Raw genomic sequence first — 12,086 nt, 5'->3', positions numbered from 1 at the left:
TTGCCCTCAAGACTCGGCCCTGAAAGTTAAAATTGTCATGAAAAACAGGGTTAACAGTTCATGTAGATGATGCCGGGCGCATCCGGCTTGCCTGTACTGCCCATGAAAAAGGCCCGGAGCCTGAGGCTGCCGGGCCTTGTGTGCAACATCTGTCCGTTCAGGGCAGCTTCGGCTCTTCCACTTCGCCGCCCGTGGCGATCCAGCTCATGATGCCGTCCTGCACATTGGCCACCCTGGTCAGGCCTGCCTGTTCGGAAAGATACTTGGCCAGCATGCCGCTGCGGTTGCCGGAGCGGCAGAGCAGGATGACTTCATCGTCCGGCGAATCGATGATCTTCTCCAGTTCCGGCCCGAAATCCGGATTCACCTGACCGGCAGCGTCAAAGAAGGTGACGAGGTGCGAGCCGGGGATGACGCCGGTTTCGCGCCACTCGTCGGCGGTGCGGATGTCGATCACCGGCACGCCAGCCGCGAGGCGGGCCTTCAGGGCGCCATTGTCCAGGTCGGTGAAGCTCTTCGCCTTCACGTCCAGCAGCTCGATCTCGAAACGCAGCGTGGCATTGGGCGGAATGACGCCACCGGCGCCGCGCGGGCCATAGGCCAGTTCCGGCGGAATGACCAATTCGCGCTTGCCGCCGACTTTCATGCCGACGACGCCCTGCTCCCAGCCCGGGATCACGCGGCGCTCGCCCAGCGTGAAGCTGAAGGGCGTGCCGCGGTCGACGCTGCTGTCGAACTTGGTGCCGTCCATCAGCCAGCCGGTGTAATGCACGAAGACCGTGTTGCCCACATCGGCCTCGGCTCCGGTGCCGATCTGAATATCCTTGATCTGCATTTCCTCAGCCTGAGTCTGTGCCGTCAGGGCAAGCATCAGCGAAAAGACTGCGGCCACAAGTGGCTTCAACATGACTGCCTCACGACGAACGCCGGGTCACGATGAACCGGCTCTTGGCCTGAACTGTTCAGACCCGGCCGCTCAAGTCAAGGGCAGGCCGCCTGCCGCCTCAGTCCTTCAAGGCGTAGTAGCGCCGTGCAAGCGCTCTCTGGCGGTTCATCGAAAACAGGGCTGCCTTGGCCGGCGGCACATCATACTCGATGCCCGCATTGGACCCGGAGCGCCAGCGCAAGGTGGCCAGCGCAACCGTGTTCTCAAGCTCATCGAAGAGGATGATCTCCTCCGGCAATGCAATATCCACCGGCAGCTTAAGTCTTGCGCCGCCGGGGGACATGTCACTGATCACGCAGTCGCAGAGAAAGTTATTGTCACAATCGACAATGCGGCCTGCGCGCAGCCGGGTTTTCTGGCGTTTATGACGGCGCATGTCGGTGAACTCTTGGGCTTCGGGCACTGTGTCGGCTCCATCTTCTGGTTGATGGATTTTTCATAGAGTTACCCTGCGTTAGAGTTGCCGATCAAGCGCTTCACACCCGGGGGAATGGCGTTTCGGCGACCGGGGTCACCGGTTTGCCGGTGCTGAACCAGCTCTTGAGATTGTCGACCACAAGCTGTCCCATGGCATCGCGTGTGGCGACGGAGGCCGAGCCCACATGCGGCAGAAGCACAGCGTTCGGCAGGTCCTGGAGGGCCTGCGGCACATGCGGCTCATGCTCGAACACGTCGAGGCCGGCCGCCATGATGGTGCCCCTCTTCAGCGCCTCGATCAGGGCCGTCTCGTTGACCACCGAGCCGCGGCCGATGTTGATGAGGACGCCGTCCGGCCCCAGCACCTCCAGAACGCGCTCGCCCACCATGTGCTGGGTTTCCGGGCCGCCGGGGGCGACGATCATCAGCGTGTCCACGGCTTCGGCCAGTGACACAAGGCTGGGATGGTATGTGTAGTCCACGCCCGCCTGCTGGGTGCGGCCGTGGTAATGCACGCTCATGCCGAAGGCCTCGGCGCGGGTGGCAATGGCCTTGCCGATGCGGCCAAGGCCGAAGATGCCAAGGGTGCGGCCGCGCAGGGTGCCCGGCGTCAGGCGGTAGGCGCCTTTCTTCTCCCAGTTGCCATCCCGGAGCCAGCGCTCGGCAGCTGACAATTCGCGGATGGTCATGATCATCAGGCCGATGGCTGTGTCGGCGACTTCCTCGCTCAGCACGTCCGGGGTGTTGGTGACGATGATGCCGCGCGTGCCGCAGTGGCGTGCGTCCACCTTGTCATAGCCGACGCCGAAGTTGGAGACGATCTCCAGGTTCGGGAAGCGGTCGATGAAGGGCTGGTCCACGTGGAAGAAGCTGACGGCAATGCCCCGGATGATGGCTTCGCGTTCCTTCAGGAAGGCTTCCGCATCGTCGGCTTCATAAAGCTTGTGCAGGGTGAAATGCGGCTCGAGGCCGTCGATGATCATGTCCCGGAGCGGGGAGGGGATGAGAATGTCGGGCTTGCTCATGGCGTTTCCTTGGGCGTTTCCTTGGACGTTTTCCGTTGTTCTGCTGTTTGGGGCGTCAGGCGCTCATGCGCCGGCAGACCAGAGGCGGGAGAGATCGAAGGCGTGAATGTCCTTCAGCAGCTCCACGAAGCCTGCCGCGGCATGGTCCAGCGACGCCTTGCCCTTTTCCGCCGTGGCGCGGGCGGCATTGCCGACGGCGCCTGCCGGGTTGAGATCCTGCGCCTTCCAGCCGAACTGCTGCTGGCCATGGCCGCGCAGATATTTGAACTCCTTGATGAAGTCCTGCTGGGTGGAGGGGAAGTCGATGGCTTTGTCCATGCGCACCAGGCCGGGCTGCAGGTGCAGCATGATCGAGGTTTCGATGTCGCCGCCGTGGATGCCATAGGTGAATTCATCCGCAGGGAACAGGCCCTCCGGCTGGCCGAAGCGGGACCAGGCGGTGGCGGTGACCAGCATCTCGTGGCTGATGCGCAGCTCACGCGCCACGATGTCGATGATGGGCACGTTGCCGCCGTGGGAGTTGATCAGAACCAGCTTGCGGATGCCTGCGCGGGCAACGCTTTCGCCAATGTCGATCCAGGCGCGGGTCAGCGTGTCCCAGGAAATCGTCAGCGTGCCGGGCGAGGAAATATGCTCGTTCGACTTGCCGATCTGCTGCACGGGCAGGAAGGTGACCGGCAGGTCCTCGGGCAGAAGCTCCAGCGTGCGGGCGATCTGGCCCTCGGCAATCGCCGTGTCGGTCCATACCGGCAGATGCGGGCCATGCTGCTCGATGGCCGCCACCGGCAGGACGGCTATCCAGTTGCGTGTGTCGGAGCCGGAAAATTCGGCCGTGGTCATCTCATGCCAGAAACGGCGCGGCAGGGCGGGCATGTTGTGAAACCTTCTGAAGGAACGATCAGGATAGGATGGGCAGACTAGCCGGGCTGAAGCCCGCCGTCATGCCCCTTGTTGCGGCACGCGCAGGCTTGCCGATGCTCCGCCTCACGCAAATCTGATCAAATGACTTAACGCCCGTTAAGAAACCGGCAATCGGGGAGCAGTACCTTTTGCGGTATGGTGAGTGTGCTTGCAGGACTTTCCGCCGGCATTGGCTCCCGTGCCGATCCGGTGTCTGCTGCCATACGGGACGCCGCCCCTCAAGGTGAACGCGAGGGGCGGGAGGATGCTGCACGCCGGAGTGCGGCCAGCACACAGGCCACGGCCGCACTTTCGGGCGCCGCCCCGACGCTCCGCGCGGATGCGGTTCAGTTTCTTCAAGGATTGAACGAGGACGGCAGCAGCCTGCGCGATGTCCGCCGCAGCCGCAGTGCTGAGGGTGAAGAGCCGCAGGCCCAATCTGCAACAGGTGCTCGCAGCGGATCTGCCGGCGAAGAGGATACAGTTTCTGCCGGGGCGCAGCAGCGTGACGGGAGTGCCAGCGCTCAAGCTTCCTCTCCTGCCGGCGGTTCGCCCGCTGCAGAGGAGGATGAAGGCACCGGCAGCCGCGGTGCGGCCGGTGCGTCCGAACTGACCGAGGAACAGGAGAAGCAGGTCAAGGAACTTCAGGCCCGCGACCGGGAAGTCCGGGCGCATGAGCAGGCTCATGCCCGGGTGGGTGGCGCCTATGCCGGTGCGCCCAGCTACACCTTCCAGCAGGGGCCGGACAAGAAGCGCTATGCCGTTGGCGGCGAGGTGCAGATCGACACTTCGAAGGAGCGCACGCCGGAAGCAACCGCCCGCAAGATGCAGATCGTCATCCGTGCTGCCCTAGCCCCCGCCGAGCCCTCCTCGCAGGACCTGCGTGTTGCCCAGCAGGCCCGTGCCAGCCTGCAGGAGGCTCAGGCCGAGATGCGGGCGCAGGCTGCCGAAGAATTGCGCGGCGGCGATGAGGCCGAAGGATCCGGCGATGCCGCGCCGGCGGATGAACGGCGCCCTGCCGGAGAAGAAGCCCGTGAGGCGCCGCGTGAGGAAGACAGCCGCCGCGCCGACCGGGCTTCGGCCCGCACGGCCTATGAACAGGCCCGTTCCCTCTTTGGCGGTGGCGGCTCCAGTGCTCCGCCGGGGCTTGTGGCCTGAGCCGCGTCACCATATCTTCACTTGCAAGCGTCTGCCCGGTTGCCTAGTTAGCGGGCACCTCTATGCCGCTCCATTGCTGGCGGCTCCCTTTCAGGATCAGTTCCGATGTCTGCTATCCGCCGTGCGCGCCATGCTGTTGGCGTGGTTTTTTTCGTCATTGGCACCATGATCGGTGTGTGGGCTTCGCGTATCCCGGATATCAAGATCATCCTTGGCGTTGACGAGAGCGGCTTCGGCATGGTGCTGCTGGTGATGGCCTCGGGCGCCTTCATTTCCCTGCCGGTGACGGGCCGCATGGTCGACGTGTGGGGTGGCGCCCGCATGGCGAAGGTGGCTGTCGCCGTCACGCTGGCCCTGTTCGCCAGCCTTGCCTTCGGCACCTCGGTCGTGGTGATTGCGCCCCTTGCGTTCCTCTTCGGATTCTCGATGGGCTGCCTCGACGTGTCGATGAATGCCTGGGGCGTCGAGGTGGAACAGGCGCTGGGCCGCCCGGTCATGTCCTCCTATCACGGGCTTTACAGCCTCGGTGCGGGCGTTGGTGCCGGAGTGGGGGCGGTTGCGCTCAAGCTGGATCTGACGGTGCCGCAGCATTTTCTGGGCTGGAGCGTACTGTTGCTGGCCGTGGTCCTGTGGGTCCACCGCACGCCATGGGTATCCGAGCGGGCGGCAAAGGGCAGCGAAAAGGCGCCGCTCTTCGCCATTCCGCGTGGCGCGCTGTTCTTTGCCGGCATCATGGCGCTGGTGGCGGCGCTGGCCGAAGGTGCCATCACCGACTGGGCCGCGCTCTATCAGATCCAGGAACTGGGCTTTGACAGTTCGACGGCTGCGGTCGGCTTTGCCGTGTTCTCCGTGGCCATGGTGGTGATGCGCCTGTCCGGTGATCAACTGATCGCCCGGTTCGGACCGGTGCCGGTGGCGCGGATCAGCGGCATTGCGGCGGTGAGTGGCGCTGCGCTTCTGGTCATGGGTGGACCTGTCTGGGTGATCTGGACCGCATGCCTGATCATGGGTCTCGGCAATGCGGTGATCTTCCCGCTCGCCATGTCGCGCGCTGCGGCAGAACCTGGCACCTCCAAGGGCGCGGCGCTGGCCTCCGTCGCCACGCTCGGCTATGGCGCCTTCCTCTTCGGTCCGCCGGTGCTGGGCTTCATCGGCCACGCCCTGTCGCTGCGCACATCCTTCCTTGTGGTGGCCCTGCTGGCCCTGCTGATCCCGCTTCTGGCTGGAACGCTGAAGGTCAACCGCGAGGCCTAAAGGACTGCGCACGGCGGTGCCATTCCCGAGGCCGTCACCCCGGCCTTCTAGCCGGGGTCTACTCGTTTCCAGAGCGGTGAAACTGACGCGTGGCGCGGAGGCCTGCTCCGGCCGGGTGCCTGCCGCAAGACTGTGGAAGCAAGCCTCTCTCTGCAAACGAGTAGGCCCCGGGTCTGCGCTTCGCTTCGCCCGGGGCGACGCCGAGGCAAGGGGCGGAGCCCGTTACAAGCGCGGCGTTGCGCCTATGCCTTACAAGCCTTCCAGAAACCGCTTTGCCGCCTCGCCGTGCTCGTGGCGCAGGCGGGCGGTGTCGACGCCATGCGGCTGGCCGTCCGTCACCTGCCATGTGCCGCCCACCATCACCCGGTCGGCGGCATGGGCGCCGCAGAGGATGAGAGCGGCCAGCGGATCACCCGCGCCGGAAAAGCGCAGCTCATCCAGCGTGTAGAAGGCAAGATCCGCCATCAGCCCCACCTTGATGGCGCCGATGTCATCGCGGCCAAGGCAGCGGGCGGAGCCTTCCGTTGCCCAGCGGAACACGTCGTGATGGGTGATCGAGGCCGCATCATAGGTGAGGCGGTTGATCATCAGCGCGTGGCGCAGGCCTTCCATCAGGTTGGAATTGTCGTTTGAAGCCGAGCCATCGACGCCAAGGCCAACGGGTGAGCCGGCCGCTTCCAGCTCTTTCGTGCGGCACTGGCCGGAGGCCAGCACCATGTTGGAAGTGGGGCAGTGGCAGACACCGACGCAGGCATGGCCGAGACGCTTCACCTCGTCATCGGTGAAATGGATGCCATGGGCCAGCCACACCCTGTCTGTCAGCCAGCCGCAGTCTTCCAGATAATCGACCGGACGGCAGCTGAATTTCTCGACGCAATAGCTGTTCTCGTCGTGGGTCTCGCCCAGATGGGTGTGCAGGCGGCAGTCGAAACGCTCGGCCAGCGCCGCGCTTTCACGCATCAGCTCCCGCGTCACCGAGAAGGGCGAGCAGGGCGACAGCGCCACCTGCAGCATCGAGCCCTTCGAGCGGTCGTGGAACTTTGACAGCACCCGCTCGCAGTCGGCCAGGATCTCGTCCTGATCCTGCACCACGCTGTCCGGCGGCAGGCCGCCATCCTTCTGGCTGAGGTTCATGGAGCCGCGTGTGATGGTCATGCGGATGCCGAGGCGTTCGGCCTCTTCGGCCTGAATGTCCATCGCCGCCTCAAGGCCGGCCGGATAGACATAGTGATGGTCGGAAGCGGTGGTGCAGCCGGACATCAGAAGCTCCGTCAGCGCCAGCCGTGTGCCAAGGCGGAAGGTTTCCGGTGTCACATTGCGCGCCCAGATGGGGTAGAGCGCCTGCAGCCAGGGAAAAAGTTCTTTGTTGATCGCCTGCGGATGGGCGCGGGTCAGCGTCTGGTAGAAGTGGTGATGGGTGTTGATGAGGCCGGGGATGACCACGTGCCGCGAGGCATCAAAGGTGGCCTGAACCGGCAGCATGGGCTCGCGGCCCCGGCCCACCAGTTCCACGATAATGCCGTCTTCCACGACGATGCCCCGTTCCGCCCCTTCGGCGAGAATGGCAATCGGGTCCTTGATCCACAAACGCATGTCCGGTCTGGTCCTTCTGAAGCTGGACCTGCGGGCTTGGATGGCAGGCACTGGCCCGCCCGAGTTCCGCACAGGATTTCACCGGGGACGCACCCTGCCTGCAGGCCTCTAGTGCTACAGGCAGGCATGAATGCGCGCGCGGGTTTCTGGCACAGCTTCAAGGCTTCTGTCGAGGCGTTCGCGCCATTTGGGGCCATTGCCCCGTGCGTCTTCCCAGGCCTCTGCCAGATCATCGGGCCTGTCTTCGGCCAGCGCCTCGATCAGAAACGCGGCCTGCAGCCGGTCCTTGCGCGCCTTCAGGCTTCCCGGCCCTTCGCGGCGCCGGTCTGCCACGATCAGCTTGTGAATGGCAAAGCGTTCCGGCCGGGGGATCTGCACCAGCACGCCGGAGCGGTAAAGCACGGCAGCGGGAATAGGCGCGGCAATGAGGTAATTCAGGAAATGCAGCGATTGCGCGCTGACGCCAAGCGCTTCCAGCGGGCGCAGATCTTCCTCCGGGCGGAAGGAGGGGGTGAGAAATTCCACCTGAGTGTCGTTGCGGGTCTGCCGCCAGCGCCAGACCCGGCCCGGATCAAGGCTCGGCACCGGATCAAAGGCAAAGCCGGAAAGCACATCCTGCATGGAGGTGGAGACCTGCTCATCCTGTGACAGGGAGAGGGAAAGCCGCTCGAAGCTGGCGATGTCCATATCCTGCGTCATGGCCGTCTGGTCGAAGCGGTAGCGGACACCCAGCTCCCCTTCATAAAGCCTGAAGGCATGGGTGCCGATGACCGTGCCGCCCAGCCGGAATACTCCGGCACCTGCCATGGCCGCCAGCAGGCTGCCGGTTGCGCCATCCGTGCCGAGAAAACCTTCAGCCCGAAGCAGGCGGATCAGCCGCGACCGCTCCTTCCGGCGCGCCTCCGCCTCTTCCTTGAGCGCCTCATGACGGGCAATGCGGGCCTGAAGTGCCTCACTGTCCTCGCCGATATAGTGTTTGCGCACATCCGTGCCGACCCGGTAGGTGTCATACCAATAGGCCTTGCCATTGCGAGTGACGCGCGTCGGCGTACCCCTCAGTCCGGCCACTGCCTCATCGAGCAGGGAGCGCAGGAGATCGTGATAGGCTGCGTGACTGACCGGAGAATGCCTTTGCATGGGCTCATGTTCAACGAATGGAAATTTTGTTGAGCATAGCATTTTCAGCGATGTTCAACAAAAATAATTTTTGTTGAACATCGGTATTCCGTGCAGCTCAGTCCGCTCTTGCGGCGATCACTTCCACTTCCACCAGAAATTCCTCCCGGGTGAAGCCGCCGACGATCATCAGGGTGGAGGCCGGGGGCGGCGTGGCGGTGAACTCGTCGCGGGTCTTCATGTAGCCGGGCATGTGCTCGCGCCCTGTCACGAAGGCGTTGATGCGAACGATGTCGGCAAGGCTCATGCCGGCGGCTGCGAGGATTTCGCGGATGTTGTGGAAGCAAAGCCGCGTCTGCGCCTCCACGCCGGGCGGGATCACGTCATCCGGGCCGATGCCAAGCTGGCCGGAGGTGAAGACCAGCCTGTGGCCGGCGGGCACCTCGATGCCGTGGCTGTAGCGGGCAAAGGGCGTGCGGATGGTGGTGGGCGTGACGGGATTTGACATGAGGCTTTGGGCAGTCCTGCTGGAAAGTCGGCGTATTTGTGCAAGCCAGAGTGCAGCCGGTTTTGCAGTTGCGCAAGGGTTGTGCATGCTGAACCGAGTGGCAAATGCCTGCTGTTTGTGCAAGCTTACGCCTGTCGGGTCAGGGTCCGGAGGGGGCGGGGCTGCCTGTGCGGCAGGCGAATGACGGGAAACCGCCGCCGGGGGCGCCGGTCAAGGCGTTGAAGCGGCTGGCATGGGGTTTGCACCATCAGTTCAGCGTGATTGCCTGAACCGCTCCAAGGGCCTGAGGAGGCACAGCGGCAGAGCTTTAAAAAGCAATACGGAGGCGGAAGACAACATGCGCTTTTTGACTTCTCTTGGCGGGGCTGCGGCCCTTGGCCTCGTGCTGTCCAGTCAGGCTTTTGCTCTGGATGAAATCAAGTTCGCGACCAACTGGCTGGCCCAGGCGGAACATGGCGGCTTCTATCAGGCGGTCGCGGACGGTACTTACGAGAAATATGGCCTGAAGGTCGAGATCGTGCAGGGCGGTCCGCAAGCGGCCAGCCGGGCGCTGATGCTGGCCGGAAAGGTCGAGTTCTACATGGCCGGCAACATGCTGCAGCCGCTCAATGCGCTGGCAGAGGATATTCCGGTCGTTGAAGTGGCCGCCATCTTCCAGAAGGACCCTCAGGTCCTGATCGCTCATCCCGATGCGGGGCTGGAGAAATTCGAAGACCTGGCCAAGCTCCCCACGATCTTCATGGGCACGGATGGCTTCGCCTCCTACTTCCAGTGGATGAAGTCGGCCTATCCGGGCTTCAAGGATGAGCAGTACAAGCCCTATGCCTTCAACCCGGGCCCGTTCCTGGCCGACAAGCAATCGGCGCAGCAGGGCTATATCACGTCCGAACCCTTCGCCATCGAGACGGAAGGTGGCTTCAAGCCGAAGCTGTTCCTGCTGGCGGATTATGGCTTCGAGACCTATTCCACCCTCATCGAGGGCCGCAAGGACTACGTTGAGGCCAACAAGGACCTGACCCAGCGCTTCGTCGATGCCACCATCGAGGGCTGGTACAATTATCTCTACGGCGACAATGCAGCCGCCAATGAGATGATCAAGAAAGACAACCCGGAGATGACGGACGACCAGATCGCCTTCTCCATCGAAACCATGAAGTCCTTCGGCCTCGTGGAATCGGGCGAGGCGCTGGAAAAGGGCATCGGCTGCATGACGGACGCCAAGCAGCAGGCCTTCTATGACAGCATGGTCAAGGCCGGTGTGGTGAAGGACGGGATCGACATCAAGTCGATCTACACCACGGAATTCGTCTGCAAGGGCGTGGGCATGAACCTGAAGAAATGACAAGCTGTTCCGGCGGGCGGCATTCGCGTGCCGCCTGCTGCCAGCCGCCGCTCGTGTGATGCAGTCAATGCGTCCGTGAGCCGGTGTCCTGTTGTCCGTCTGTCAGGGAGCCTGTGTCAGGGCATGTCCGAATTGTCTCATTCTGCGGCTTTGGCCGCAGCCGCGCCCCATGCTGCCTCTTCCCGTCCGCTTGTCCGCCTCAACCGCATTTCCAAGGTCTTTTCCAGCGGCACCGTGGCGCTGAAGGATATGACGCTGGATGTGGGGCAGGGGGAGTTCATCAGCCTTCTGGGCCCCTCCGGCTGCGGAAAGTCCACGGCGCTGCGCATCATTGCCGGTCTTGGCGACACGTCTTCCGGCACGCTGGAATGGCCGACCTCGGATCATGACGCGCTCGGCAAGGCCCATCCGGAAATCAGCTTCGTCTTCCAGGAGCCGACCTTGATGCCCTGGGCCACCGTCTTTGCCAATGTCTGGCTGCCGCTGCGGCTCAAGGGCATTTCGAAGGAGGCCGCACGCGAGCGGGTGAGCGAAGCGCTGGAGATGGTCGGGCTCGGCCAGTTTCATGAGGCCTATCCGCGCGAACTTTCCGGCGGCATGAAAATGCGCGTCTCCATCGCCCGCGCGCTGGTGACACGGCCCAAGCTGCTGCTGATGGATGAGCCTTTCGCGGCGCTGGATGAAATCACCCGCTTCAAGCTGAACAATGATCTCCTGCGGCTGTGGGAGAGGTTCGGCTGGACGGTCATCTTCGTCACACACTCCGTCTATGAGAGTGTCTATCTGTCGAACCGCATCGTCGTCATGGCGGCCCGGCCGGGCCGGGTGGTGAGTGATCTGGCGGTGGATGCGCCCTATCCGAGGGACGAGGAGTTCCGCACGTCATCCGTCTACAACGACTACTGCCGCCAGACCTCGGCGGCCCTGCATGCGGCCATGGATGTGAGGGACCATCTATGACAGTGGTTGAAAAAGAGGCCGCGGCGCCCGTTGCATCTGCGCAGACTGCGGCGCTTTCGCCCGTCTCCGGCGGGCCGGATCTGACGGGGCGGCTGCTGCGCATCGCCATTCCGGTGCTGATGCTGGGGCTGCTGGTGCTGGCCTGGGCCTGGTATGTCAGCGCCTATAACGTGCCGCATTACATCCTGCCCAGCCCCGCCCGGGTGGCGCAGTCGCTCTACAATGACTGGGGCACCCTGTCCGGTGCGCTCTGGGTCACAGTGAAGATCACCCTCACCGCCCTGCTGCTGGCTCTGGTGGGCGGCGTGGGGCTGGCCGTGCTGATGACGCAGTCGCGCTGGATCGAGCTGGCGATCTACCCTTACGCGGTGATCCTGCAGGTGACGCCGATCGTCGCCATTGCGCCGCTCATTCTCATCTATGCGCCGACCACGCAGACCGCGCTGCTGATCTGCGCCTTCATCGTCGCCTTTTTTCCGGTGCTGTCCAACACGACGCAGGGGCTGAAGTCGACGGATCATAATCTCCTGAACCTGTTCGAGCTTTATGGCGCGAGCCGCTGGCAGACGCTGCTTTATCTGAAGCTTCCGGCGGCCTTGCCCTACTTTCTCGCAGGCCTTCGCATTGCGGGCGGGCTGGCGCTGATTGCCGCCGTGGTCGCCGAGTTTGCCGCAGGCTCCGCCGGGGCGCAGTCCGGCCTTGCCTACCGCCTGCTGGAGAGCCAGTTCCGGCTCAACATTCCGCGGCTTTTTGCGGCCTTGATCCTCCTGTCTCTGACGGGTGTAGTGATCTTCGCGGCGACCAGCCTTGTTTCGCATCTGTTGCTGCGGCGCTGGCACGAAAGCGCCATCCGCAGGGAGAACTGAC

At 63.8% G+C, this 12,086-nt stretch carries 12 protein-coding genes; 5 read left to right on the top strand and 7 right to left on the bottom strand.

Features of this window, described 5'->3' with window-relative positions:
• Positions 1 to 157: 157 nt before the first annotated feature.
• The 4 genes from IF10I1_RS01200 to IF10I1_RS01185 all read right to left on the bottom strand — a co-directional run bounded on the left by IF10I1_RS01200 (position 158) and on the right by IF10I1_RS01185 (position 3,261).
• A complete protein-coding gene (locus IF10I1_RS01200; protein WP_186391716.1) occupies positions 158 to 907 on the bottom strand; it encodes an FKBP-type peptidyl-prolyl cis-trans isomerase in 750 nt (249 codons plus the stop codon).
• A gap of 97 nt (positions 908 to 1,004) precedes the next feature.
• Positions 1,005 to 1,349 (bottom strand): PilZ domain-containing protein, encoded by a 345-nt coding sequence (locus IF10I1_RS01195; protein ID WP_019964902.1) that lies wholly within the window; start codon positions 1,347 to 1,349, stop codon positions 1,005 to 1,007.
• A 73-nt stretch (positions 1,350 to 1,422) separates the two neighbouring features.
• A complete protein-coding gene (locus tag IF10I1_RS01190; protein WP_186391717.1) occupies positions 1,423 to 2,388 on the bottom strand; it encodes a 2-hydroxyacid dehydrogenase in 966 nt (321 codons plus the stop codon).
• Between the two features lie 63 nt (positions 2,389 to 2,451).
• Entirely contained in the window at positions 2,452 to 3,261 is an 810-nt protein-coding gene (locus IF10I1_RS01185; protein ID WP_058898713.1) for a creatininase family protein, read from the bottom strand.
• A 183-nt stretch (positions 3,262 to 3,444) separates the two neighbouring features.
• Between IF10I1_RS01185 and IF10I1_RS01180 the strand changes: the two genes are divergently transcribed.
• Positions 3,445 to 4,446, top strand: a complete 1,002-nt coding sequence (locus IF10I1_RS01180) for a putative metalloprotease CJM1_0395 family protein (protein WP_186391718.1) — start codon at positions 3,445 to 3,447, stop codon at positions 4,444 to 4,446.
• A 105-nt stretch (positions 4,447 to 4,551) separates the two neighbouring features.
• Positions 4,552 to 5,700 (top strand): MFS transporter, encoded by a 1,149-nt coding sequence (locus IF10I1_RS01175; protein WP_186391719.1) that lies wholly within the window; start codon positions 4,552 to 4,554, stop codon positions 5,698 to 5,700.
• A gap of 249 nt (positions 5,701 to 5,949) precedes the next feature.
• Here IF10I1_RS01175 and IF10I1_RS01170 read toward each other — a convergent pair whose 3' ends face one another.
• From IF10I1_RS01170 to IF10I1_RS01160, 3 genes are all read right to left on the bottom strand, one after another.
• Entirely contained in the window at positions 5,950 to 7,293 is a 1,344-nt protein-coding gene (locus IF10I1_RS01170; RefSeq protein ID WP_186391720.1) for an 8-oxoguanine deaminase, read from the bottom strand.
• A gap of 114 nt (positions 7,294 to 7,407) precedes the next feature.
• A complete protein-coding gene (locus tag IF10I1_RS01165) occupies positions 7,408 to 8,430 on the bottom strand; it encodes a GSU2403 family nucleotidyltransferase fold protein (RefSeq protein ID WP_123195186.1) in 1,023 nt (340 codons plus the stop codon).
• A gap of 97 nt (positions 8,431 to 8,527) precedes the next feature.
• Positions 8,528 to 8,917, bottom strand: a complete 390-nt coding sequence (locus IF10I1_RS01160) for a RidA family protein (protein WP_186391721.1) — start codon at positions 8,915 to 8,917, stop codon at positions 8,528 to 8,530.
• 337 nt (positions 8,918 to 9,254) lie between these two features.
• On the opposite strand from IF10I1_RS01160, the gene IF10I1_RS01155 reads away from it, so the two are divergent.
• From IF10I1_RS01155 to IF10I1_RS01145, 3 genes are all read left to right on the top strand, one after another.
• Entirely contained in the window at positions 9,255 to 10,259 is a 1,005-nt protein-coding gene (locus tag IF10I1_RS01155; RefSeq protein WP_186391722.1) for an ABC transporter substrate-binding protein, read from the top strand.
• 123 nt (positions 10,260 to 10,382) lie between these two features.
• Positions 10,383 to 11,219: an ABC transporter ATP-binding protein gene (locus IF10I1_RS01150; protein WP_186391723.1), complete on the top strand. Its 837-nt coding sequence runs from the start codon at positions 10,383 to 10,385 to the stop codon at positions 11,217 to 11,219.
• Positions 11,216 to 12,085: an ABC transporter permease gene (locus IF10I1_RS01145; protein ID WP_099052090.1), complete on the top strand. Its 870-nt coding sequence runs from the start codon at positions 11,216 to 11,218 to the stop codon at positions 12,083 to 12,085. Before IF10I1_RS01150 ends, IF10I1_RS01145 begins: the two co-directional genes overlap by 4 nt.
• Position 12,086 lies beyond the last annotated feature (1 nt).

Origin of the sequence: Pannonibacter sp. I15F10I1, assembly GCF_900185665.1 — a bacterium.
GTDB classification, from domain to species: domain Bacteria; phylum Pseudomonadota; class Alphaproteobacteria; order Rhizobiales; family Stappiaceae; genus Pannonibacter; species Pannonibacter indicus.
Note: the sequence above shows the minus strand (reverse complement) of the source record. Positions and strands in the feature narration are given on the sequence as shown.